Below are 22,964 nucleotides of genomic sequence, written 5' to 3'. Positions count from 1 at the left end.
TCAGACGCTGGTTTCACTTGCGGCGTGCGTGCGTTTGGCCGCTCGCGTAATGACACGATCGACCACGGCGGCACAGGCCACATCACCAGTAATGTTAAGCGCGGTGCGGGTCATATCGAAGATACGATCGAGAGCGATCAGAAGCGGCAATCCTTCGATGGGAATGCCGGCAGCGAGTAGCACTGCGACCACCAGAAACGAAGGGCCGGGTACGCCCGCTTGGCCGATCGCGCCGACGGTAGCGGTGAAGACGATCGCCGCATAGGCACCGAATCCCAGTTGAACGTCGAAAACCTGAGCGAAGAACACCGCTGCCAGGCCGTAATAGATCGCGTTGCCGCTCATGTTGATGGTGGCACCCAACGGCAACACGAATGAACAGGTTTCGTTGGAGAGCTTCAGTTCCTTCTCGGCCACCTCCATGTTGACCGGCAGCGTGGCCATGGATGAGGCCGTGGAAAGAGCCACCACCTGAGGCTTCTTCATCAGGCGTAGAAAGCGCCCCACCGGGACATCCGAGCCGAACTTGACGATCAGCGGGTAAACGATGAAACCGTAGATCAGAAGGGCCACAAGATAGACCACGACCAGCTTGGCGATCAGTTCAAGCACGTGGAAGCCGAAGGTGCCGACCGCATTGGCCATCAGCCCGAATACGCCGATCGGGGCGATCCACATCACCACCTTGATCATCCACACGAACGCATCCATCAGTGTATGCAGGCCGCTGATCAGTGGCGCGGTGCGCTGTTTATCAATCTTGGTCAGGGCGATGCCGAGAAACATGCAGAACACCAGAATCTGCAGGATATTGGCCTGAGACAGCGCATCGAAAATATTGGTCGGGATCATGCCTAGAATAGTGTCCCATACGCCCGGCACGTCGCCCTTGTCGGCATACTCACTTGACAGCGAAGCACTCAGATCGACGCCCACGCCCGGCTTGAATAGCACGCCCATCGCGATCGCCAGAGCCACCGCCAGGGCAGAGGTCAGTAGAAAGAAGAGCAGCGTTGTCAGACCGACCCTGCCCGCTGCTGAGCTATTGCCGAGCCCTGCTGCGCCGGCAATGATGGAGACTGCAATCAGCGGCACGACCAGCATCTTGATCAGGTTGATAAATAAATCACCCAGCGGGGCAAAGATGGCGGCCTGTTCACCCATCCAGACGCCGACCAGCGCACCAACGATCATGGCTACCACGACCTGGACGCCGGTATTACTCATTATATTCTTTGTCATTTTCCCGCTTTGCCCTCGCGTTATTGCTGTGTCTTGGCATATCCAAAGGCGAAGGATTATGGCGGATGATGCCGTAAGAGAAAAATCGTATGCTGCTAATGAATGCAATTATTGCCAGCACGCGCTGCGTTGGGTGGCTAACGCTGTGCCGAAGCATCAACGCAAAAACCGCCCGAAGGCGGTTTCTGTTGCGATTCAAACGGGCTTCTCAGCCTACTTGATGGTTACCATGTCGCCCTTGAGCGTGACGCCCGCGACCACATTGCCGGCATGACACTCATAGCGATTGTTGTCGGAATTCTCGCGCTTATCGTAGTAGCTGACGATATTGACGATCGCATTGGCACCGACCTGACGCGCACGCTCCTGCAAGTCGATCAGCGCGGAAAGTGCGACCCAGCGGCAGGCGCCTTCATCCGATTTAGTCACGGAGTTGGTCTTGCGCTCAGTAAAATAGCCGCCGCGCCGCGTCTGGATTTCCGGATGAACCTGATCGCCGAAATACATCCGAATGGCAGGGTCAAGCTTCTGCTGAGCATCGGGCAGCGCCAGCACATCCTTGTAAGGCATCATGTAAAAGGTATCGCGTGCTTGCGCCTGGCCCGGCACAGCGCAGATAAATGCTGCACATACAGCGGTAGCGGCCAAGTAACTCTTTAATGGCATGGATGGACCCTCCATGTTGCTTACTCATGTTCTGAAAACGACGTTTCGGCAGGCAAGCCGAGCATCTGTCTATCTGCTATCGGCCTGCCCATAAGGCCAGACAGAATCGCTTCGCCTGTATATGCCGAGCGGTGCCCAATGTAGCCGTTTACGCGATGTAAACAAAGCGAAATTAACAGGGGCCAAATGAGCGGCGGCCTGTTTTTGCGTAGCGCCTATTTATATCTGAGCCTGCGAGCTAACCGTTTGATATCGATAGCTGCGTTGCTGTAGCGCACGATGATTTTGATGTGGCAAACGCTAATAAAGCCCGCCATTGACGGCAATGACCTGACGCGTGATGTAGGCCGCATCAGCCGAGCACAGAAAGCTGATGGCACCGGCGACTTCCTCCGGTTCACCCACGCGCCGCATGGGCACCTGGGCCAGCGTCTGCTGATCGACTGCATCGTCTGTCATGTCGGTGGCAATCCAGCCCGGTGCTACGCAGTTGACGGTGATGCGACGCTTGGCGAGTTCCAGTGCCAATGCCTTGGTCGCGGCAATCAGGCCACCCTTGGCTGCGCTGTAGTTGACCTGACCACGGTTGCCCATCATGCCGGCAGCGGAGGAGAGCGTGACGATCCTTCCGGGCTTGCGGCGTTGAATCATCGCCATTACCAGCGGGCGCAGGACATTGTAGAAACCATTGAGATTGGCATCGATCACGCCATCCCACTGCTCGTCGGTCAATGCGGGAAAGGGCGCATCGCGGGTCATCCCGGCATTGAGTATCACGCCGTAATAGGCGCCATGCTCGGCGACATCGCGCTCAAGCGTTTCCCGAACCGTATTGCGTGCGCTGACATCAAACGCTACGACGCGGGCTTGTCGGCCCAGGGCACGGATGTCATCGGCTATGACGTTGGCTTCTGTTACACGGCTACGGCAGTGCACCACAATATCAAAGCCATCACGGGCGAGACGTAGCGCGATGGCGCGGCCTATCCCACGGCTAGCGCCGGTTACCAGAATGGTCTCGGTCATGAGGTAAACAGCTCGTCTGAGTCGGAAGGTTGAAAGACATTGAGGGTGGCCTCGGCGAGGCGTTCACCACGGCAAGTCAGCTGGCCCTGGAACGTTCCCAGACCATTGTCGGCTTGAAAATCGAGCGTAATGACCACGTCGACCGGCACGTCAAAAGGCAAATGCTCACATGTGGCGCTGTAGTGCTTGGTGCCGAGTAGCAGACCGATACGCGGTGGTATGTCCGCGGGCGAGTTGAGTCCCGCCCAGGCAGCAACGGCCTGCGCCATCCATTCAAGCCCGGCCCACACGGGTATACCCGCTTCGGGACGCGCGAGATCGACCAGCAGGCTATCTCGTCGTGGTATTACCCGGGCTGTGAGGCTCCGCGCATCGCAGGCGATCACGTCGTCAAGCAGGCACATCGGGCCTTGATGGGGCACCAGAGAGGCAATGGGTGGGTAGCTCATGTGCGTTCCAGCAGCAGCGCAATGTTGTTGCCACCAAAAGCGAAGGAGTTCGACAGCGCGCGCTGAACTACGCCGTCATGGGGCTTGCTCACCAGCGGCAGCGGGGGCAGCGCCGGGTCATAGTTGCCATCGAAGACGTGGCGCGGCAAGAACCCGTGCTCCAGCGCCAGCCAGCAAAATGCGGCTTCGAGCGCACCGGCCGCGCCCAGCGTATGGCCGGTCAGTGATTTGGTTGAACTGCTGGCGGGTAGTGAATCGGTAAAGACAGCGTGCACTGCGCGGGCTTCCATCACATCGTTATGCTCGGTCGCAGTGCCATGCAGGTTGAGATAGCCGATAGCGTCAGGTGGTAACTTCGCCATCGATAGCGCGTCGCGCATTGCCTTTGCCGCGCCGCGTCCTTCCGGGTCCGGTGCTGAAATATGATGCGCATCGGAGGATTCGCCATAGCCCGTCAGCTGAATACCGCCGGGCTCACGGGTAACGATGAACAATGCGGCGGCTTCGCCGATATTGATGCCGCGCCGGTTAGCGGAACACGGCTGGCAGGGCGCGTCACTGACCGCTTCAAGCGAGGCGAAACCATTAACGGTCAACCCACAGAGCGAATCAGCGCCACCGGCAATCACCGCATCGCATTGACCGGAGAGCAATAGCCGGCGCGCTGCGGCCAAGGCGCGTGCACCGGAGCTGCATGCCGTGGATAACGTCCAGGCCGGGCCGGTGAGGGCGAGACGTTCGGCAATGAATTTCGCGGGTGCACCGAGTTCCTGGCGGGTGTAGCGATACTCATCATCAAAATCGTTACCGGGGCCAGTACGGGCAATGGCGCGTTCTGTTTCAAGTACGCCAGAGGTGCTGGTACCCATGACCACGCCGATGCGCTCAGGGGCAAAACGCTTGAGGGTGGCAGGCAGTGCATCACCTAACGCGTCCAATGTCGCCGCGATCAATTGATTGTTGCGGCTCTTGTGATCCTCGGGCCAGCCTTCGGTTGAAGGGAGCGTGACGTTAACCTGACCGAGCGGCAACGGCCGGCCAGGGGTGAAGGCTTCAGTCACGCTCAACCCGCGCTGGCCGCTGCGCAGTGCGTCAACGACATCTTCATGGCGTATGCCGAGGCTACAGATGATACCTGGGGCGGAAAGGCGACAGCCTATGGCGTGAGTCATAACGCTGGCCTCATAACGGAGAAATGGTCAGGCGGTAGCCGCCTTCGTGATCGATAAGCAGGACGCTGCCATCAGCGCGGTAGTCGAGATGCGCCATCAGCGTATCACCGTGGTAGATATCGCGATCACCACGGGTTTGACGCGCATTGGCCTGCGACGGTGCTGAGCTGACAATGCGCCACTCGCTGCCTTGCCAGGCAGTGGCGAGCGCAGTATAGGGCCATAACCCCCATTCGAGCCGCGTTGCAAGCCATGCAGCAGGAAAGGGAGGGTCCATCAGCTGCTGGGTAAAACGCGCACCTTGATCATCATGCACCAAGGTCAGCAGGCGCTGTCCGGTGGGCATAGCGATGACAACGCGGAGCTGATCATCAGCAAGACGGATCACGGCCAGCAGCGTCTGTGGTGGCTCGCTTTCAGCCTTGATCGGCTCGAAGTTGAGCAGGCGGGTCAGGGTCTGTGGGGCTTCAGGGTGAGTGAGCTTAGGTGTCGGCGCAATACTGGGCCCAACGCAGCCGCCAAGACTGATGACGCCAAGCATCAGCATCGCCGCCAAGCACATCCACGATAAGCGTAAGGTCATAAGGTCCGCCTTGCAGCGATAAGCAGTAGTGAATGCATCATGAGTGAGCGCACAGCTCAGCCAGACTGTCGAGTCGCCGACGCGGCTCGGCGGCGAAAGGATTGTCAAGATCCCAGGCGTAGCCGGCCAGCACGGCGCTGATCATGCGTTTTAGATATTCCGGTGGATTGGGGTGGAAGATGATCGCTGGCAGGCGACCGTCATACCAGGCCTCGACAAAGGCGCGAAAGGTATCGATGCCACGACGCAGTGGCGCTTCGAATTCTGTCGCCCAGTCGGGTGTCTCACCGTTTAACTGGCGCGCCACCAACCCGGCGGCTTGACTGGCCGAACGGATGGCGATGGTCACCCCTGACGAGAAGACGGGATCGAGGAACTCGCCGGCGTTACCAAGCAAGGCATAACCGGGGCCATGCAGGTGCGTCACGTCAGCGCTGTAGCCTTTCAGTACGCCTATATCACGGCACGGCCGGGCATCGCGCAGTAGGGCACTCAGCTGAGGATCATCGTTCAACAGGGCAGCGTGCCTTGCCTGCGGGGAGTCGCCGCAGGCCTCGATAATGGTGCTATCGCCGACAAAACCGAGCGACGCGCGGCCGTTTGAGAACGGAATCAGCCACGACCATACCGAGGCGTGGCGAGGGTGCAGGCCAATCAGTACCTTGTCACGGTCATAATGATCGTCGGTAATGTGATCCTCAACGTGGGTAAACACCGCCATGCGCGATTCGAGGCGGGCATCGCGGCAGAGCCCTTCCAACTGCGCCAGCACGCGAGCGTAACCGCTGGCATCGAGTACGAAGCGCGCATTGAGGCGGTAGCGTGAGCCGTCTTCGCGGAGAATATCAAGTGCAGGAGCTAGCGGGTCAGCGTAAAAGGCGGTCACCGTCTCACCGAAGCGGACCGTGGCGCCAGAGGCCTCGGCTGCGGCGATCAGGCGCTGGTCGAAATCGGCACGCTCGACCTGAAACGTCGTGCCCCAACCGGGGGTGAACTTGTCGCGAAAATCGATATCGACGATCTCATCGCCGCGTTGAAAACGAGCCCCATTTTTGGATTGGTAGCGCCCGGTCTGGACGGCTTCAAGCAGTCCGGCTTCTTCAAGATGGATCATGCATTGGGGAAGCAGGCTCTCACCGATAGAGAAGCGCGGAAAATGGGTGCGCTCGATAACCTGCACGGCCAAGCCGTGACGGAGCAGGACGCTAGCGGCCACGGCGCCGGCAGGCCCGGCACCGATAATGGCCACATCGGTAGAGATGTGTTCCTCGGGCGGTGATGCTTCATTCATGGTGTAGCGTTGTTCCATGGCAGGCGGTCAATGGTCAGGTTCGAGGTGCACGGGTAGACGTGGCTGTACCAGAGGCACCAGCAGCCACACGGCGAGCAGGCCAATCAATGCGGTCATGCCGATATGATGTAATACCTGCGTGGCGCTGAAGGCAAGCAGGCCAAACGCAAGCAGGCTGGAAATTGTCGAGAGCGTAATCGCGAGCCATGCATGACGGGCGCCGGGGTGCTCCGTTGCGAAGATGCCCGCATCCAGCCCGATCCCCAAAACCAAAAGCAGGGCAAGCTGATGGAACAGGTTGAGACTGACGCCGCTCACGGCATAGCTGGCAAGGACAACAAGCAGAGCGCCGGCGGCCGGGGCAATAACCCGCCAGGTCCGGCGTCGGTAGCGTACTATCAGCAAAAGCGTCACAACCGCAAGGGCCAGAGCAACCCAGCCGGCGATTTCACGGCGCAGCTCACCGAGAATGGTGGATAGCTTATCGACACGGTCAACGAATTCGATGTCAGGCGAATCGCTATCCAGCGTTGTCATTGCCTGACGGGCCTCGGCATCAAAAGCCCCACTGAAGACAATGACACCGGCAACGCCGCCATGCTCGTCATCGCCTAACCACAACCGGCGATCGCTTTCCCCCAACGGGCTTGCCAGCCAGGCATCAATCGTAAGCCTGGGTACGTCATCGAGCGTGTTCATGGCGCGTGAGACAAGCGCTTCGGGCAACCCGGCTTGCTGATAGAGCATAGGCAGCTCACGCCGGTAGAGCGTGCGTACGTCTCGCAGGTTGGCGTCCTGACGGGTTGCCGAGGGAACCTGTTGGGTCAGGCTGGCATAGCTGCCAAGATGCCCCTGGCTGATCAATGTGTCGAACTGAGGCGTTAATCTTTCGGCCTTTTCAAGCCACGCCTCGGCGCTGCTAGCTGTGACTAATAGGTAAAGCGTGCCGGTATCGCGCCCAAGCAGTGATTGCACTTCGCCTTCCTCGCTGAGCAGTGTCGGCGAGGAGGTGTTGATCAAGCGCAGGCTATCGTCGCTTTTCAGGCCAACGAAAATGGTCAACAGTGCCACGGCAGCAAGCAAAAGCGCACTCTTTACGCCCAACCGGCCACGTAGCGTCTCGAACAGTCGCCACAATCGGTTAGCAATAGTATCAGCGCTTTGCGAAGGGCGTACGCGCCATAGTGGCAACCAAAGCACGACGGTCAGCCAGGCGCCTATTAGCCCGAAGGTAGCGAACAACGCCATTTGGGTCAGTCCCGGCATTGGTGTCAGTGCCTGGGCAAGATAAGCCAGCACGCTGGAGATCAAGCCTAGTGTCAGGCCCGGCAGCATGTGCCTCAAGCTGAAGCGCTCACCTTGCGTGGCGCGTGCGCACTGCAAGTGAATGGCATAGTCGATGGCCACGCCGATCAGACTGGTGCCGAAGGCGATGGTCAGCAGATGAATGCTATCGAACAACAAAGACGTCAGCGCAAAGGCGAACAACCCACCGCCGGCCAACGGTAGCAGTAATGTAGCCAGCGTGAGCGGGGAGCGGAAGACGACCAAAAGTAGCGCAATCAAGCCAATCAACGCGCCCAGCCCCAGCGTACTGATCTCGCGCTTGGCCTGACGTGCGCCATCAGTGGCGTGAAAGACAAGACCGGAGTGAAGCAGGCGGACGTCGGGATGCGCAGCGCTGAACGTGTCCAGCGTTTCGCTGAGCGCATGTTGTACCTTCATGTCGTAGGGATTGCCCGCCAACGTCGCAATGATGACGGCGGCGCGGCGTTCATCATGTGACTGGGCTGTGCCGGCCTCTACCGTGACCAGATTATCGTGCGTACTGAATATTTGCGGCATCTGGCGTGTCAGCCAGTGCTGCAGTAAGCCGAACGGGTCATGAAGCGGGTCCGGCTTGATACCGGTAGGGGAAAAAAGCTGACGCAGCGCTTCATCACGCAGCGTTGCCGTCTCGCCGGACTCGATGTGCGTTCGTGTGGCATCGTCGATCAGACGATAACGATAGGGGCCGAGCACATCGAAGACATTGGCGTTGATAAAGTCATCGGGGCGCCAGCGCAGTGACTCGATTGCGCTTGATTGGTCAAGCGCTTCGGCGAGGGCCGCGGTTGCGCCCTGTAAATCGTCAGCTTCGACCAGCAGCACGAAGCGGTCGGCAAACAGCTTGCCGAGCTGGTCGTTAGCGCGATCGATCAGCGGGTTCTGACGTGTCTCGGGCAGCAGCGCAGTGACGCGTGTATCAAAGCGGGTATCGTCCTCAAAAGCCTTGATGCCAAATACCGTACAGACCACAAGCAATGCCGCCCAGCTCCAGGCGAGCACAAGGCGCAGGCGTTTATGGCGCATCGGCATCGGTGGCCTTTGCTGCGGTAGATTCGGCATCAAGCAAGACGGTGAGCCGGTCGCCATCGTGCATGTTCATCTGAACGCGATCGAGCAGACGACCGCCGGACAAACGCACGGCATCAATATAGTTGGCAAGTCCCGGTTGGCGAGGGATCAGCAGCGCTTGCCAGGCGTCCTTGTCGCCTTCAAGCGAAATGCGAAAGCGATCATCCAGTGCCTGCAGATTGCCGTCCATCAGCTGCAGGATCAGGCGTGCTACACCGGAAGGGTCATCATCGATCGGCTGACCATCGCGATGAATGCCTTGCTTGTCGAGCGTCAGTTCCTCTTCGACCGGCTTTTCCAGATGCCAGTGCACTTCTTTGCCGCGCACGTAATCGAAACGGCCATGGCTTTCAAGCGTCGTATCGAGATCCTTGAGATAACGCTCTTGTACGAAGCGTCCCGAGAGCTTAGCGGTTTGTGACAGCTGAGCATTAAGCTCATCGAGCGACATCGCCTGAGCGGAAAGCGGCAGCACCAGCATTGCGAGTAACAGAGGGAGGCGCAGCGCCATAAGCATCGAATAAATCATGTGAGCTTCTCCAGACGGTCAATCAGAGCGGCGGGTGAGCGCGAACATAACACACCGCTGGTGAGTTCGACCGCAACCTGTACGGTATGTCCGCGCGTTAAGCGTTCGCCGCTCTCGGCGTCACGAATCTCATAAACAATTTTCATGCGCTGCTGCCATTCGCTCAGGGTGGCACGCACCCGTAAGCGCTGCTTGAAGCGGGCTGGACGCGCATAGCGTAGACGCATATCGACCACAGGCCAGCTATAGCCGGAGGCACGCATCTGCGCGTAGTTATAATCAAGACGATCGAGCAGGGCATCGCGCGCCGCTTCAAAGTAGCGTGCATAGTGGCCATGCCAGACGATCTCCATCATATCGACATCATGGAACGCGACAGTGAGTTCGACCTCGACGCTTGGCTTCTGGTCAGAATGACTCAGCCGTGGTTCAGCAATGGTGCCGCACTGATCGTCATCCATGAGCATTCTCGCTGGGCTGCTTGCTGCAGACGCCTGGCGACTGCTGGGCTTTTTGCCGTTCGGGCGCTTCGCTCCAGAACGGATAGAAGTTGAACCACTGCAGGGGATAGCGCGTGCAATAGTGCTCAAGACGCTGGGCAAACTGCTGCATCTGTTCACCAATCCAGCTGTCGCGCTCGCGTCGTTTAACCCCACGGCTGTCGCCAAGGGGTTCGAAATGGACATTGAACGTCTTGCCGTCGCGGGCGCAGATCAGAAGATAGACGGGGCAGCGCAACAGCAGCGTCAGCCAGAAGGCGCCTTCCGGAAACGCTGCAGGAGCACCGAGAAAGTTGAGCGAGCGTGCTCGGCCCTGTTCGCCGATCGGCTCGCGATCGGCGGCAATGACCACAAACCCTCCACCATCGATGCGCTCTTTCAGACGCTGCGCCGTATCGGGGCCGATATCGGTGACTTCGATGATATCCACTGCGCCGGGGCGGCGGCTTTCCTTCAACAGGGCATTGAATTTCTGTGCGTGGTGCGTATGCATCAGAAGACTCAGGCGTAGATCGTCACGTGATGACGACAGCGCCTGACATATCTCATGATTACCGATGTGGGTAACTAAAATCACGCCGCCCTGCTTGGATTCTATAGCTTCGCGCATCGTTTCCCGGTCGAGATTGTCGATCTGGGAAAGCGCTACTTCGCCGTGCAGGGCACGTACCTTGTCGAGCATGGTGACACCAAACGCCATGAAGTGGCGCAGTGTAGTCAGGCGTGGCAGTGGCTTGTCGGGGTAGGTGGCCCTGAAGCGGCGTTGATACTCCTTTGAAGCACGCCGGGCAAGCGGATTGCGGCACCAGTAATAGACGCTGACCGGGGCGAGCGCGATCAGAAAGGGCAGCTCACCGAAGCGACGGTAAATGCTCAGCATGATTTTCATGCCGAGCACCGATCCCGACTCCTTGACGTTTGACCAATGCTGCTGACTCATGAGCCGTGCTGCCTTTCTGCAGTGCGCCTGGTGTACAAACGGTAGGCGCGCAACAGCATGCCGACGGTCAAGCGTAGGTGCATGCGCGCCATCAATACGTTGTCGCGGAACAGTCGGAAATGCGATACCCCATCAAGCGGGTAGTGGACATGTACCGGCAGATTGTTGATCTTGCCGCCGCGCCAGTACCAACGCACCAGCACCTCGGTATCGAATTCCATGCGATTACCGCAGGAATAGCGATGCAGCATACGATTGAGTGCGCCGAGCGGATAGAGCCGCACCCCGCACATGCTGTCACGTATCGTCAGTGACAGCGTATTGATCCAGACCCACACATGGGTGATGTAACGAGAGTAGTAGCGATGACGCGGTACGCTTTCGTCAAAGCATGGATAGCCGATCGTCATCGCTTCGGGGAACTGCTGAGCACTTTTCAGAAAGGGCGGCAGATCAGCGACATCATGCTGGCCGTCGGCATCGATCTGCAGGGCATGGGTAAAGCCAAGCCGCTCGGCTTCGGCAAGACCGGCGCGTACCGCTGCACCCTTGCCACAGTTGCGTGTCAGCCGAACCAGGTAGTGATTTTCACGCTGCTTGAGCTGGTCGAGCAGCTGAGCACAGGGCTCGTGGCTACCATCATCGATAAGGATGATCGGCAATCCCAGAGGGCGCACGTTGGTGCAGGTTGCCTCGATGGCGCCTTCATGGTCATAGACCGGAATAATAATGCAGGCATTAAACATGCGCGTTACCGCCTCTTGGCATGGTGGCCTGGGGGAGTGGCAAGGAGTTATGCAAGCCGCGGCCGCTGGCATGGATGCCGTGGCGTGATTCGAGCTTGAAATCGATACGTGTCGCACTACTGCGGATTAATGTCATTATCGTGCGCTCGCCGGGTACTAGCGGCAGGGGGAACTTGATGCGCTCAAGTGTATGCCATGCGTCGCAGCCGAATAACTCGGTTGCCAGTGCAGAAGCCCACTGCACGATGACAACGCCCGGTACGATGGGGCGTGCAGGGAAATGACCATTGAGTTGCGCCAGCCGCTCGGGAATTTCGAGCGTGATAGTGACTTGCTCAGGTGTATTAAATCGTTCGCCGAGCCAGCGCGGGCGCTTTCGATCGTCAAGGTCGGCAAACAGACGCGCAATAGTCATTTGTGTCAGTTTGCCCTGGGCATTGACGGGCCAGTCTTCAACAAAACGCCAGAAACGCGGCAGTACAACCGGCTCAAAGGCTTGTCCTAGATGGTCACGCAGCGCCATGATCAAGGCGCGTCGCGTGGCGTGATCATGGGGAAGCTGTGCTGCATCGAGCTGAACAAGTGCGCCGATGCGTCCGCCTGAATGATCTATCTCGACGCAGTGGGCACGCAGGACATTGGGCTGATGTTCAAGATGACGTGCCAAGCCTTCAAGCGATACGCGCTTGCCGCCGATCTTGGCAATTCGATCAGCGCGCCCCAGCAGGGTGAAGTGATGTGAATCATGCAGTGCCACTCGATCAGCATGCATAAGCCACTGGGTTGGCTGGGCCAGACGTGGCGAGCGTAGCTGCAGCAGGTCATCTACAACCTTGATTTCCACATCGTCCAGGACGGTCCAATCGCTGGCCTGATGCTGGCGACGCCAGCCGATGCCTCCGGTTTCAGAGCTGCCATAGAGTTCAATGACGGACGCTTTAAGCAGGTGTTCAGCATGTTCTGCGCTGCTTTTCGCCAGTGGCGCGCCAGAGGAATATATCTGTGCGATACGATACGAAGTGGCACCCAGTGTCGTCGGAAGGCGTTCAAGCTGTGCTGGCGAGCTGATAAGCGCACTCACTGGCATAGCCTCAAGATACTGAGCCAGCGTTTCCGGATAGCTACAGGTCGCAAGCGAAAAAGGGCGTTGTTCGCAAAGCGCTCGAAGAATGGCCGAGGTCAGGCCATAAATGTGCTGATGGCTGACCTGACTGATGACGACCCCCTCGGCCAGTGGCCAGGTACGTGCCAGTACGTCTGTTTCCGAGGCGAGCTGGGCAAACGTCTTGGCAATACGGGTCGGTGCGCCGCTTGATCCTGAGGTGAAGAGCTCGACGGCGATAGCGTCTTGATTGAGCTCTCCCCACCGCACTGATTGGGGGGCATTGTCTAATGGCCGCCAGCCACCGGGCAGGGTGCCGATTAATAATGCTCCCTTCGCTGTCAGCCTCTCCACGGTTTCCGGGCGATTGTCGCCGGGTAGCCATAGTCGATAGCCAAGATGCCAACAGGCGAGCAATGCGCAGGTGAACTCCCAAGGGTTCGGCTCGAACAGGGCGATAGGCTGCTCAGGGTTACAGGGCACTGTCTGCCACGCTGCGATACGTGCATGAAGCGCTTTTAGCGTACATGCCCGATCAGGCGCATAGGCCACGATGCGGGACGGATCCTGAGATCGCCAGGGAGCGTTCAGCAGTTCAACGTCAGACGCGGAGGGAGCGTTCATTATCATGTCGATGCCCGGCGGCGTACGTACTGGCGCACGATAAACTCGATCGCCATTACAGTGGCTGTGAGCACATAAGTCATCATTCCGTTATAGAGTGTCCAGGTGGACAGATCAGCGTAAATCGCTGTCCACAGCGAAGCCAGCGTATTCAAGGCAAAAAACAGACTCCATACCTGCGTAACGCGGCGTGTATAACGTACACCGGCAGGAGGCAGTTGAGGTTCCTTGAGCCGGGCTAGGCGCTCGATAAGTGGCATGGAGGTGCGCAAGCTGGAAGCAAACAACCACAGCATGGACAGATTGACGATGACCGGATAGCAACGTAATCCCAGTTCATGTTCGCCAAGCAGCACCAGAGCAACGAGAGGCAGTGCGATCACCCCATGCAGGAGCCACTGACCACTTTTCCATGCCCGCAAGCTAAGCATGACTATCCCGATAGCAAGCAGCGGGCCACTGCCCCAGCGGGGAAGCATCCACCAGATCGCCACGGGATAAAGCAGCAACAGCACGGCCATTATCCACTGCCCAACGCTGCGAGGTAATGAAGCCCGATGCGTGTCAGGCTGCTGGGTAGCCAGCTGCTTGGCCTGATTCATCGGCGCCTCATGCTGGAACGTACGCGCTCGCTATGAGCCAGCAAAAAAGGGGCAGCTAACCGGAGCATGAGCACCGATGTTAGGCAGTATTTGAAAACCAAGACTCTCATACGACGGATCTATCGAGGCTAATCAACTGACGCGCCGCGTTTCGACCAGCGCGGCGAGGCTGCTTAGACTGGCGAAGTGCTCGCGATTGTCTTCGGCATCGTTATCAAGCTTGATCCCATAGCGTTTTTGCAGTGCGAGGCCGAGCTCGAGCGCATCGATCGAGTCGAGTCCCAGCCCTTCCCCAAACAGCGGTGCTTTTGGCGCGATGTCGCTGGGTGTGACATCCTCAAGTTCGAGGGTATCAATGATCAATGTGGCGAGCTCATGCTCAAGTGGCGTCAGGGGTGTATTCGCCATGTAACTTCCTTAATGCGGTCATTGGCAACACGCCAGATCAGCGTATGCACGAATAATAAAATAAGTGTCTTGTAATGAAGACAGACATATCCGTCAGCGAGTATCGCGCTGCGCCGTGTCCGCTGCGGTGGCATGGGCACAGGAAGTTATTGTCCAGCGCAGCGCAGGGCGTCGAGTATGTAGTGCTTCGCCACCTGAAAGCCAATCAACCAAATGCCTCGGTGTGATGCGCGTTGCACCCTGCTCCCTGGTGGGATCAGGTTCGGCAACGATGGGCAGGCCTTCATGTCGAGATAGCCGCATCACGATAGCCGACGGCACTGTAGCGGACACCGCCTGGGCGCGGTAACGTTCCGGTAAGGGACTGTCGCTTAGCACCACAGCTACTTCATCGATGCCTTCCGCGAAATAGCCCCGCGTCTCATGCAGCAAGCCTTCGAATTCTTCACCGCCTGCGGCAAGTGCTGCCATGCTAGCGTGATGCCCCGCCGCGATCGAATAAATACCCAAGATGGCGTTGTGTACCGACAGGCTAAAGCGTGTCGGCGACAAGGCGTCGCCCGCTGCAATGGTGTCGAGCATATCGAGTGGACGATGACCATCACCGTGCTGTGAGGCATGAATGATCGGTAGATTGTCCTTGCCAGCATTGATCATGTCGAGCATTTCACAGATCGCGCGACCCAGCGGTGTCAGTCGCCGCCTCAGCATGGCCGGGACATTGGCGGCCTGCGGCGTATCGCTTTCAATGATGCGACTATCATCGAATGAAGAGGCGTCTTCGGGAACTGGAAGCCATGCGCGCCAATCTCTAAGAAATACTGACGGACTCGAAGGTAACGGATGTTGAACAGGCATATCGCGTTTGAAAGCTCGCCGGTCAGGATATTGGCGCATTGTAAGCGTTCGTCCCGCGAGAACAAACATTCATACCCGAAAGACTTAATACCTGCGAGAAACGAATAGTGGCGAAACGGCACGGCACGCCGCCATGATGCTCGTTGATGATAGTGGGGAAAAGTTGATATCTGGCGCTGCTACGATGCGGTTTGATTGTTTATGTAGCGCCCTTAGTGCTGGAGAAAAAGGAAATACCATGACCCAACCCAAGGATGAGCTCCGCCGCCGCTTGATTCGCAGCTCAATGCTGATGCTGCCAGCGGCCACGCTAGGCGGGGCGCTGTCGTCTTCTGCGCATGCTGCCGAGACACAGAGCGAGGGAGGACGCGATGCGCTTAAATCGCTGCAGCTTGAAAATGCCTTGTACTGGGGCGCCGACCCTACCGGCAAGAAGGATAGCTCATCAGCCTTTACCAAGATGGCGCGCTCACAGATTGTGACCACCATTCATGTGCCTCCCGGTGATTATGCGATTGGGCGCACCGTTGATCTGCGTGGCAAGAATCTGACCGGGTCGGGTCGCCAGCGCTGGAAAAGCGATGAACATGCACGCTTCGTTCCCCGTCCGGAATTGAAAGGTGCCATGTTCAAAAATCATGGCCCGGTCGTGCGTGACCTGAACTTCAGCGCGCTCGATCAAAAAGATGTCGTGTTCATCAACAGCAGTGGTTACAACACCGTGATAGAAAACGTCTCCTTCTCGAACGGCAAGATCGCCATCGAGGTGGACGAAATCATGGTTAATTACAACCTTGTCCGCTGTGCCTTCGTCGGCACGCATTACGGCGTGATGGTGCATGACATAAACAACGGTCAATCCACTACTGCACGCTTTATCGGTAATGAATTCAACTACTGCGAAAACGCGATCATCTTTGAAGGCGCGCTGAACGGCGCCACGTTTCAGGACAATATCTTCGAGAACATCAAAGGCGATGCGATTCTTGCCAAGCTGATCTATGACTCCAACTTCATCGGGAACTGGTGGGAGCGGCGTAACGGCGGCGATAAGAATTGGCCCTGCGTACGCACGACGATGAAACAGCAGATCATGAACTGCTTCGCCAGTGCCAATAAGTGCGTGTTCGGGTGGCGTGACATGTTTTCTTCCGAGACGCATTCCGGCCACATGGGCGGCGTTTCGGTGACCAGTTCTGACGTCGTGGCTCGCCGCTCGACGGGCAATGCGGTGCGCATGACGCCTTCGATGCTACGTGCCGAGAGCGATGACTGGGCAGGCAATGTGCCGTTCGTCATCCAGGGCAGCCAGGCCAAGGCGCGCAATCACGTCAATCCGATCGTATTTCGTCATAGCGGCGCCAACGGCAACATCGAGTTCGACAGCGATGCCGAGATCACCAAAGACGGCGTATGGAAGGGCAAGCTGCGTTTTGCCTCAAAGACCGATAGTGACGACAAGCTATTGTACGACGAATACCAGATCAACCGGGCGCGTCCGGGGATCGTCGGTAAGGTGCCGGTCAAGATCAAGGAAACCAAGGACGTCCGCGAAGCACTTACCGGCGTGCCACAGTTTGTGAAATGGCGCAAAGAGGATAAGGACGCTACTGGCTCAGCGTTTTTCAGTCACAACGAAATAAGAGAAGAGGGGCAGGTCGAGCTGTCATTTACCAAAGGGGAATTTGAGTTCCGCGAACCTATTGTCACCGTGACCGTCGACGATAGTGGTATTTATCTTGATGGTATCAGTTACTTGCCGGCCTACTCGGGCGCGCAGAAATACAAGGCGTACAAGGGCTTCGTGTTTCATTTCAAGGCGCGTGGTTCGGATCAACCAAAAACACCTGACGCGTTCAATATTCAAATATTTCATCCTTATTGAAGCCTGGCATCAGTCTCAGCCTTCACAGGTGCGTTCGATGGTTGGCGCGAGCGCATCTGGACGCAAACGGCGCGAAAGCGCATCGACACCGATATTGAGCAGTGCCGTGATCAGCAGTAAGGCCACGGCCTGATCAAACATCAGGTAGGCGAAGCTGGAGTCGATGTGAAAGCCGAGGGTTGCCACGCCAAGCATACCGAGAAGAGCCGTTTCCCGAATGATGACTTCAGCGCGGTAGAACAGTAGCGCCAGTATGCCCGGATAGATACGCGGCATCAGTTCGTAAGCGTAAAGATTGACCCCCTTGAGTCCTGGCATGCCAAATTTCAACTGATCGGCATGGCGGGCGGCAAGAAAGGCAATCAAGGCGCCATTATGCAAAGACAGCGCGAGCCATGCGGGCAGAAGCGACGGTCCGACCAGCAAAAGAAAAATGAAAGCCAGCAGCAGTTCCGGCGTAGAACGCAGGCCGATGAGCGCACCTGTGCCCAACCACCGGGTAGCGCGCTGACCAAAATGTCGGCTTGCCAGCGGCCACAGTAATAGGCAAACCACTAATGAACCCGCCGTGCTCATGAGGCCGAGCAATAGCGTATTGCCGATGGCGGGTAGCAGGTCCGGCAGTTGCGTGAACCAGAGCGCCAGTCCTTTGAAATCGCCTGCCAACAACGGCTGTGGCCAGATATCGACGCTCAAGAAACGCCACAATAGTTCGCCATCAACAGTGGGCCATGGTCCCAGCAAGAATAGCGTTCCTAACAGCCAGAGCGGCACCAGACGGCGATGCGCCCAGAAGGGTAGTAGCGCGATCAGTAGATAAAAGGCCCATAACAGCGCGCCCGCTTCATGATAGCGCCCCTGTCGAAACGCACTTTCGAGATGAAAGCCGAGCGTCGGCAAACCCACGAAGCCGAGTAAAACGCTGGCACGCAGCGCGCATTCAAAGCGATAGCGGGTATAGCTGGCCAGTCTGGCCCAGGCGAGCGGCAGCTCGGTATAAAGAAAACGCGATAGCCGATCAACGCCTTGTGGCAATGTCTGCTGAGGGGCGGTATCTATCTGCAATAGAATCTCGGCATACACCTTGGCAAAAATACCGGCATAAGGAAGGGCGATTGCTGCCAGCGCGGTTATCGCCGAAAGACCGAACACCTGTAGAAACAGCAATGCCCAGAACAGCTCATGGATCGCGCGCACAAAGGCGCAGCCGACACGTACTAGCCGTGAACGCATGAACAGTAGGGCAAGTGGGAAGCCGAGCAAGATACCGAGTGCTACTCCCCAGAAAGCAAACGCCACAGTGAGCAATACCGCATGCAGCGGCGATTCGGTTGCCAGGATATTCGGTGTAATGAAACCGACGAACATACGTCCGAGTTCGGACCATGGGTCACGCGTAGTGATGGCAAGATCAGCAAACGGCAGGGCAATGAGCGTGAGCACAATCAGACCGAGCGAGACCCGCATCAGACGAGCACCGATATTTGTACCCACAATACTGTCGATAAGCCGGGGAGTAGCGCTGTTATACCGTCTGATAAAGCGCATCGAGCGTGTCCGGATCAAGCGTATGGCTGGGGGCGTCGATCACGATGCGCCCCGCGTCGAGACCGATAATGCGTTCGAAGTGGGCGAGTGCCAGCTCACGTTGATGAAGCGCAACGATGGTCGTCTCATGGCGGGTATGAATCAGTTCAATAAGACGTGCGCCTTGATGCGGGTCAACGCTGGCGACGGGTTCATCACCCACAAAAGTGGGTTTGTTCTGATACAGCGCGCGTGCGATGGCAACGCGTTGGCGTTGTCCGCCAGAAAGCTGATCGACCTGACGGCGCATCACTTCCTCAAGGCCAAGTTCAGCGCCCAGCGCATTGATATCCTGCCAGGGTTGTTTGAACGGGCGCAGCAGGTTGATGACATTGCGCCAGCGGGAAAATTGCTCAAGCCGCCCCATATAAATATTGTGATACGCCGACAGTGTCGGTACCAGGCTGTCGGCCTGTGGGCACCAGGCGACCTGATTGGCAAGCTGCTGACGCAACATTTCGAGCAGCGTCGATTTACCGACGCCACTTCGGCCGAGCAGCGCAACTCGTTCGCCCCGGCGAATAGTCAGCGAGAGATCAGGCAGCACTATATGGCTGCCATGACCCAGATCAACATGGTGTAACTCGATTAGTGACATCGCGACATCGGCGTATATAGAGATGGGCAGAACTCAGCGCAGCAGCCCAAGCTCCTTGCCTACTTTTTCAATAGGGCTGTAGTCGTCATTGCTGGCCTTGATGAAGCCATCACGCGGGAAGCTTTCCAGCAGGTCTGGATCTGTCATGCCAAGCAGGGCTTTTTGTACCTTTGCCTTGGTGTCTTCACCGTAGCGTTGATCGACGTCGCCGCGAATCGTCCACTGATAATCTGGATAGGTTGGCGTTGACCAGATCACTTGGACCTTGTCCGTATCGACGCGTCCATCCTTCACGGCAGCCTCCCAGACCGTGTAATTGAGCGCACCAATATCGTAGGTGCCGGCCTGAACCAGTGCCATGGTGCGCGTATGGTCATCGGAAAAGCCGACGCGAGAAAATATACTTTCCGGCGCTTCGTCAAAGCGCTCGCGCAGGTAGTACTCCGGCATCAGGCGGCCTGAAGTAGACGTCTTGGCGCCAAAGGTAAACGACTTGTCCTTGATGGCCTCCGGCAGCGCGTCTTCATTCGGCTCGATGCCCGTTGCAGTATTGGCGATGAAATAGGTTTTGAAGGCAGCATCTTCCTTGCCCTGGGCTATTGCTTCGGAACCTGGCACCAGCTGGCGCGCTTGAACACCGGTCAGCCCGCCGAACCAGGCCAGTTGCACCTGATTGTTGCGAAAGGCACTGACCGCCGCCGCGTAAGACTTGACAGGGATATATTCAACATCAAGCCCGGTCTGCTCGGAAAGATAATCGGCTACCTTGTCGAAACGCTCGACCAGGCGTGCCTCATCTTCGTCGGGAATGGCGGTGAAGCGGAAGGTATCAGCAAGTGCGGTACTACTGGCCACGGTGAGTGCAAGAGCAAATAGCCAACGCATCGGGGAGACTCCTCAGGCTGCGTTTTGGAAGGGGGGCGAAGTTTAACAAGCAGAATGTTACCACGGTTTATTACCGTAGCATGCAGGGTCCTGCAGGCAAATGCGGCGAGGTTGATAACGCAAATGGCATTAATAGGCTCAGTTTGGTTGGTTATGTCAAAAGAGAACATAAAAAAACCGCCATGCATGTACATGGCGGGTTTTCATGTGACGTGGCAGAACCTTAGGTGCCTATGTTACGTAGCGATTTGCCACTCATCAGGTTCTTCTCGATCTTTTCAAGAGAAATTCCCTTGGTTTCCGGAACGAAGACGGCGATAAAGAAAACGAACAGGAAATTGATGGCCGCTAGTAACCAGAAGGTAATCGGACCGCCGGCATTGTTGATGATAACCAAAAAATAGGTACCGACGATCATGTTGGCGACCCAATTGGCTACCGTTGAGCAGGTAATGCCGAAATCGCGTCCCTTGAGCGGTTGAATTTCGGCACACAGCGTCCATACCAGCGGGCCAGCCGACATCGCAAAACCGGCCACGAAGACCAGTAGCGCTGTCATTGCCGTGTACTGCAACGCCGCTGTGGTCGTACCAATATTCAGCAGCGTGCCGAGCACCGCCATGCTGACGGTCATGATGGCGAATCCGGTATAAAGAATGGGCTTGCGGCCCCAGCGGTCAACGAAGCCAATGGCAATGAAGGTGGCAAAAACGTTGACCAATCCCACGATGACAGTACTCCATAGCTGTGCGGCGGTATCCTCAAAACCAGTCAACTGAAAAATCTTCGGCGCGTAGTACATGATCACGTTGATGCCGGTGAACTGCTGGACTAGCTGAAGCGCGACACCGAGGGTGACTGATCGGCGGAAATTGGGATTGCTGCGGAACATGGCCCAGCCGCTGGTGTGTTGTTCCAGCTTCATGCTTTCCTGAATTTCGTCCATTTCATTTTCGACTTCATGCTCTCCAGACCGCAGCTTGTTAAGTACTTGCCGGGCTTCGTTGTAACGTTCCTGTGAGGCCAGCCAGCGCGGGCTGTTTGGCATCATCAGAACGCCGACGAACAGCAGCACCGCGGGTATCGCGATCACGCCCAACATCCAGCGCCAGCTTTCGCCTTCGAGATAACTCAATGCTGTATTGGAGAGAAAGGCGGCAAGAATTCCTACCGTGACCATTAGCTGGTACATGGAAATGGTAGTGCCGCGAATGCGCTCAGGCGCGATCTCGGAAAGATAAAGCGGTGCAGTGAAAGAGGCAATGCCCACTGCCAGTCCGAGCAGGATACGGGCCGCGATCAGTACAGCGGGACTCCATGACCAGGCGGCCAATAGGCTACCTGCGACGAACAACACAGCACTGAGCAACAGAGATTTCTTGCGCCCTAACAAACGTGAAATCTGACCGGCGCCGAATGCACCTATCGCAGCCCCCAGCATCATCGATCCGACGATCCATCCCATCATTTGCTCACTGATCTGGAAGGTCGCCTCGATACCTGCCTGAGCGCCGGAAATGACCCCAACGTCCATGCCAAATAACAGGCCAGCAAGCGCTGCCAGTGCGCAACTGAACCAGACCATGGGAACAATTTTGTCGGTTTGTTCCTTCATCAATGATGAGGACGCGCTATCTGCCATGAAAAAATCTCCTTGTATCGAAACGCGTAGTGAATCGTGTCAGCTGACTCCTTGCAGACACGTCATTGATTGTCATACATGCTTAAAATTAGCAGGGTAAAGGTATCGTCTCAGTGATGAAACGCAATTATAGACGAAGGATTTACGACTAAAGTCTATGGTGTTGGGCGGGTTGTGCGGCGAACTAAAATTAACTCGGAAATAAGCATTAACACAGTTTAATCTTAATGCCGTTTACGCTCGTTGTGGTTTGAATGGTGATCTTGAAGTAGGGGCGCTATCGTTACAAAGATAGCGCCGGGAGCCACGATAAAATGACTGGCACGCTCAGGAAGTGCGGGGGGGAAACTTAGTCGGTTTCAAACTATCCTTAATTTTCTTGAGATGGGGCAAGAAATCCAGGCCGCGCCGCAGCGTGACACCCGTTGCAAGAACATCAATGAGGGCCAGATGAATCATCCGCGAGGTCATTGGCATATAGATCTCGGTATCTTCAGGCGAATCGATGCCGAGACATTCACTGCATTCGTCAGAAAGCGGAGAGTCAGTGGAGGTGATGCCCAGCACAATTGCACCGTTTTCACGGGCGATACGGGCAATTTCGACCATGTCTTTGGTACGTCCTGTATAGGAAATGAAGACAATGACGTCACCCGTATGTGCAGCGGCTGCGACCATACGCATCATCAGCACATCGTCATAAGCCATAACCGGTAGATTGAAGCGAAAGAATTTATGCTGTGCATCGCTAGCGACAGGCGCCGAAGCGCCGAGGCCAAAAAAACTGATCTGCTTGGCTTGAGAAAGATAGTCCACGGCACGCTCGATGCGTTTGGCATCGATGGCACGCCGGGCTTCGTCAAGCGCTGCGATTGTCGCGCCGAAAATCTTGTCGGAATAGGCGGCCGCGTTATCTTCGCTTTCAACGCTACGGCTGACGTAAAGCGTTCCGCCTGCCAGACTTTGGGCGAGTTTTATCTTGAAATCTGGGTAGCCTTTGGCTTCGAAATTGCGACAAAAGCGATTGACGGTAGGCTCGCTGACCGATGCTGCCTGAGCGAGCGTGGCAATACTCATTCCCGTCGCTGAGGCGGGATCGTTTAAAATGACGTCAGCGACCTTGCGTTCAGAACGGTTAAGGGAGTCAAGACGTTGACGAATCTTGGCTAGCAGGTCGTGTGCCACCATGCTGATCCTGTAATGGGGTGAGAAAATGATAACCACTAACATGT

At 57.0% G+C, this 22,964-nt stretch carries 22 protein-coding genes; 1 reads left to right on the top strand and 21 read right to left on the bottom strand.

Features of this window, described 5'->3' with window-relative positions; translation table 11 throughout:
* The 16 genes from C3Z11_RS15595 to C3Z11_RS15520 form a co-directional block, all read right to left on the bottom strand.
* Nucleotides 1-1,242, bottom strand: coding sequence for a dicarboxylate/amino acid:cation symporter (locus C3Z11_RS15595; RefSeq protein WP_106478853.1), 1,242 nt, complete (start codon nt 1,240-1,242; stop codon nt 1-3).
* Nucleotides 1,243-1,455: 213 nt separating this feature from the next.
* Complete coding sequence (locus tag C3Z11_RS15590; RefSeq protein ID WP_262927447.1) at nt 1,456-1,908, bottom strand: excinuclease ATPase subunit; 453 nt, start codon at nt 1,906-1,908, stop codon at nt 1,456-1,458.
* A gap of 300 nt (nt 1,909-2,208) precedes the next feature.
* On the bottom strand, nt 2,209-2,934 hold the full coding sequence (gene fabG / locus C3Z11_RS15585; RefSeq protein WP_106478852.1) for a 3-oxoacyl-ACP reductase FabG: 726 nt from the start codon (nt 2,932-2,934) through the stop codon (nt 2,209-2,211).
* Complete coding sequence (locus C3Z11_RS15580) at nt 2,931-3,383, bottom strand: ApeP family dehydratase (protein WP_106478851.1); 453 nt, start codon at nt 3,381-3,383, stop codon at nt 2,931-2,933. The genes fabG and C3Z11_RS15580 overlap by 4 nt, the downstream gene beginning before the upstream one ends.
* Nucleotides 3,380-4,555, bottom strand: a complete 1,176-nt coding sequence (locus C3Z11_RS15575) for a beta-ketoacyl-ACP synthase (RefSeq protein ID WP_106478850.1) — start codon at nt 4,553-4,555, stop codon at nt 3,380-3,382. Before C3Z11_RS15575 ends, C3Z11_RS15580 begins: the two co-directional genes overlap by 4 nt.
* Before the next feature lie 10 nt (nt 4,556-4,565).
* Nucleotides 4,566-5,138 (bottom strand): DUF3261 domain-containing protein, encoded by a 573-nt coding sequence (locus C3Z11_RS15570; protein WP_106478849.1) that lies wholly within the window; start codon nt 5,136-5,138, stop codon nt 4,566-4,568.
* Nucleotides 5,139-5,175: 37 nt separating this feature from the next.
* Entirely contained in the window at nt 5,176-6,447 is a 1,272-nt protein-coding gene (locus tag C3Z11_RS15565) for an NAD(P)/FAD-dependent oxidoreductase (protein WP_262927446.1), read from the bottom strand.
* Nucleotides 6,448-6,456: 9 nt separating this feature from the next.
* A complete protein-coding gene (locus C3Z11_RS15560) occupies nt 6,457-8,781 on the bottom strand; it encodes an MMPL family transporter (protein ID WP_262927445.1) in 2,325 nt (774 codons plus the stop codon).
* A complete protein-coding gene (locus C3Z11_RS15555; protein ID WP_106478847.1) occupies nt 8,771-9,355 on the bottom strand; it encodes an outer membrane lipoprotein carrier protein LolA in 585 nt (194 codons plus the stop codon). The genes C3Z11_RS15560 and C3Z11_RS15555 overlap by 11 nt, the downstream gene beginning before the upstream one ends.
* Nucleotides 9,352-9,816 carry an acyl-CoA thioesterase gene (locus tag C3Z11_RS15550; RefSeq protein ID WP_106478846.1) on the bottom strand — a complete coding sequence of 155 codons (465 nt, stop codon included), beginning with the start codon at nt 9,814-9,816 and terminating at the stop codon, nt 9,352-9,354. The genes C3Z11_RS15555 and C3Z11_RS15550 overlap by 4 nt, the downstream gene beginning before the upstream one ends.
* Nucleotides 9,809-10,795 carry an LpxL/LpxP family acyltransferase gene (locus tag C3Z11_RS15545; protein WP_158701064.1) on the bottom strand — a complete coding sequence of 329 codons (987 nt, stop codon included), beginning with the start codon at nt 10,793-10,795 and terminating at the stop codon, nt 9,809-9,811. The genes C3Z11_RS15550 and C3Z11_RS15545 overlap by 8 nt, the downstream gene beginning before the upstream one ends.
* Complete coding sequence (locus tag C3Z11_RS15540) at nt 10,792-11,541, bottom strand: glycosyltransferase family 2 protein (RefSeq protein ID WP_106478845.1); 750 nt, start codon at nt 11,539-11,541, stop codon at nt 10,792-10,794. Before C3Z11_RS15540 ends, C3Z11_RS15545 begins: the two co-directional genes overlap by 4 nt.
* A complete protein-coding gene (locus tag C3Z11_RS15535; RefSeq protein ID WP_262927444.1) occupies nt 11,534-13,267 on the bottom strand; it encodes an AMP-binding protein in 1,734 nt (577 codons plus the stop codon). The genes C3Z11_RS15540 and C3Z11_RS15535 overlap by 8 nt, the downstream gene beginning before the upstream one ends.
* Nucleotides 13,268-13,269: 2 nt before the next feature.
* On the bottom strand, nt 13,270-13,869 hold the full coding sequence (locus tag C3Z11_RS15530; protein ID WP_262927443.1) for a COG4648 family protein: 600 nt from the start codon (nt 13,867-13,869) through the stop codon (nt 13,270-13,272).
* A 132-nt stretch (nt 13,870-14,001) separates the two neighbouring features.
* Nucleotides 14,002-14,277, bottom strand: coding sequence for a phosphopantetheine-binding protein (locus C3Z11_RS15525; protein WP_106478843.1), 276 nt, complete (start codon nt 14,275-14,277; stop codon nt 14,002-14,004).
* 93 nt (nt 14,278-14,370) lie between these two features.
* Nucleotides 14,371-15,174, bottom strand: coding sequence for a beta-ketoacyl synthase chain length factor (locus C3Z11_RS15520; RefSeq protein WP_158701063.1), 804 nt, complete (start codon nt 15,172-15,174; stop codon nt 14,371-14,373).
* 199 nt (nt 15,175-15,373) lie between these two features.
* Here C3Z11_RS15520 and C3Z11_RS15515 point away from each other — a divergent pair, with 199 nt between their 5' ends.
* Complete coding sequence (locus tag C3Z11_RS15515; RefSeq protein ID WP_106478841.1) at nt 15,374-17,020, top strand: right-handed parallel beta-helix repeat-containing protein; 1,647 nt, start codon at nt 15,374-15,376, stop codon at nt 17,018-17,020.
* A 15-nt stretch (nt 17,021-17,035) separates the two neighbouring features.
* On the opposite strand, the gene C3Z11_RS15510 is transcribed toward C3Z11_RS15515, so the two are convergent.
* The 5 genes from C3Z11_RS15510 to C3Z11_RS15490 all read right to left on the bottom strand — a co-directional run bounded on the left by C3Z11_RS15510 (nt 17,036) and on the right by C3Z11_RS15490 (nt 22,920).
* A complete protein-coding gene (locus C3Z11_RS15510; RefSeq protein WP_317450685.1) occupies nt 17,036-18,568 on the bottom strand; it encodes a PhnE/PtxC family ABC transporter permease in 1,533 nt (510 codons plus the stop codon).
* Entirely contained in the window at nt 18,546-19,205 is a 660-nt protein-coding gene (locus C3Z11_RS15505) for an ATP-binding cassette domain-containing protein (RefSeq protein ID WP_106478840.1), read from the bottom strand. Before C3Z11_RS15505 ends, C3Z11_RS15510 begins: the two co-directional genes overlap by 23 nt.
* 33 nt (nt 19,206-19,238) lie before the next feature.
* Nucleotides 19,239-20,090, bottom strand: coding sequence for a putative selenate ABC transporter substrate-binding protein (locus C3Z11_RS15500; protein ID WP_106478839.1), 852 nt, complete (start codon nt 20,088-20,090; stop codon nt 19,239-19,241).
* A gap of 223 nt (nt 20,091-20,313) precedes the next feature.
* Nucleotides 20,314-21,732: a sugar porter family MFS transporter gene (locus tag C3Z11_RS15495; RefSeq protein ID WP_106478838.1), complete on the bottom strand. Its 1,419-nt coding sequence runs from the start codon at nt 21,730-21,732 to the stop codon at nt 20,314-20,316.
* A gap of 327 nt (nt 21,733-22,059) precedes the next feature.
* On the bottom strand, nt 22,060-22,920 hold the full coding sequence (locus C3Z11_RS15490) for a MurR/RpiR family transcriptional regulator (RefSeq protein WP_106478837.1): 861 nt from the start codon (nt 22,918-22,920) through the stop codon (nt 22,060-22,062).
* Nucleotides 22,921-22,964: the final 44 nt, after the last annotated feature.

Origin of the sequence: Phytohalomonas tamaricis, assembly GCF_003012345.1 — a bacterium.
Lineage (GTDB): Bacteria > Pseudomonadota > Gammaproteobacteria > Pseudomonadales > Halomonadaceae > Phytohalomonas > Phytohalomonas tamaricis.
Note: the sequence above shows the minus strand (reverse complement) of the source record. Positions and strands in the feature narration are given on the sequence as shown.

Excerpts from the sequence above, each read along its gene's own strand:
- C3Z11_RS15575 (WP_106478850.1), bottom strand. The coding sequence starts at position 4,555 with ATGACTCACGCCATAGGCTGTCGCCTTTCCGCCCCAGGTATCATCTGT.
- C3Z11_RS15530 (WP_262927443.1), bottom strand. The coding sequence starts at position 13,869 with ATGAATCAGGCCAAGCAGCTGGCTACCCAGCAGCCTGACACGCATCGG.
- C3Z11_RS15510 (WP_317450685.1), bottom strand. The coding sequence starts at position 18,568 with ATGCGCTTTATCAGACGGTATAACAGCGCTACTCCCCGGCTTATCGAC.
- C3Z11_RS15495 (WP_106478838.1), bottom strand. The coding sequence starts at position 21,732 with ATGGCAGATAGCGCGTCCTCATCATTGATGAAGGAACAAACCGACAAA.
- C3Z11_RS15590 (WP_262927447.1), bottom strand. The coding sequence starts at position 1,908 with ATGCCATTAAAGAGTTACTTGGCCGCTACCGCTGTATGTGCAGCATTT.
- C3Z11_RS15535 (WP_262927444.1), bottom strand. The coding sequence starts at position 13,267 with ATGAACGCTCCCTCCGCGTCTGACGTTGAACTGCTGAACGCTCCCTGG.
- C3Z11_RS15545 (WP_158701064.1), bottom strand. The coding sequence starts at position 10,795 with ATGAGTCAGCAGCATTGGTCAAACGTCAAGGAGTCGGGATCGGTGCTC.
- C3Z11_RS15520 (WP_158701063.1), bottom strand. The coding sequence starts at position 15,174 with ATGCGCCAATATCCTGACCGGCGAGCTTTCAAACGCGATATGCCTGTT.
- fabG (WP_106478852.1), bottom strand. The coding sequence starts at position 2,934 with ATGACCGAGACCATTCTGGTAACCGGCGCTAGCCGTGGGATAGGCCGC.
- C3Z11_RS15595 (WP_106478853.1), bottom strand. The coding sequence starts at position 1,242 with ATGACAAAGAATATAATGAGTAATACCGGCGTCCAGGTCGTGGTAGCC.
- C3Z11_RS15515 (WP_106478841.1), top strand. The coding sequence starts at position 15,374 with ATGACCCAACCCAAGGATGAGCTCCGCCGCCGCTTGATTCGCAGCTCA.
- C3Z11_RS15570 (WP_106478849.1), bottom strand. The coding sequence starts at position 5,138 with ATGACCTTACGCTTATCGTGGATGTGCTTGGCGGCGATGCTGATGCTT.
- C3Z11_RS15490 (WP_106478837.1), bottom strand. The coding sequence starts at position 22,920 with ATGGTGGCACACGACCTGCTAGCCAAGATTCGTCAACGTCTTGACTCC.
- C3Z11_RS15500 (WP_106478839.1), bottom strand. The coding sequence starts at position 20,090 with ATGCGTTGGCTATTTGCTCTTGCACTCACCGTGGCCAGTAGTACCGCA.
- C3Z11_RS15525 (WP_106478843.1), bottom strand. The coding sequence starts at position 14,277 with ATGGCGAATACACCCCTGACGCCACTTGAGCATGAGCTCGCCACATTG.
- C3Z11_RS15565 (WP_262927446.1), bottom strand. The coding sequence starts at position 6,447 with ATGGAACAACGCTACACCATGAATGAAGCATCACCGCCCGAGGAACAC.
- C3Z11_RS15550 (WP_106478846.1), bottom strand. The coding sequence starts at position 9,816 with ATGGATGACGATCAGTGCGGCACCATTGCTGAACCACGGCTGAGTCAT.
- C3Z11_RS15540 (WP_106478845.1), bottom strand. The coding sequence starts at position 11,541 with ATGTTTAATGCCTGCATTATTATTCCGGTCTATGACCATGAAGGCGCC.
- C3Z11_RS15560 (WP_262927445.1), bottom strand. The coding sequence starts at position 8,781 with ATGCGCCATAAACGCCTGCGCCTTGTGCTCGCCTGGAGCTGGGCGGCA.
- C3Z11_RS15505 (WP_106478840.1), bottom strand. The coding sequence starts at position 19,205 with ATGTCACTAATCGAGTTACACCATGTTGATCTGGGTCATGGCAGCCAT.
- C3Z11_RS15555 (WP_106478847.1), bottom strand. The coding sequence starts at position 9,355 with ATGATTTATTCGATGCTTATGGCGCTGCGCCTCCCTCTGTTACTCGCA.
- C3Z11_RS15580 (WP_106478851.1), bottom strand. The coding sequence starts at position 3,383 with ATGAGCTACCCACCCATTGCCTCTCTGGTGCCCCATCAAGGCCCGATG.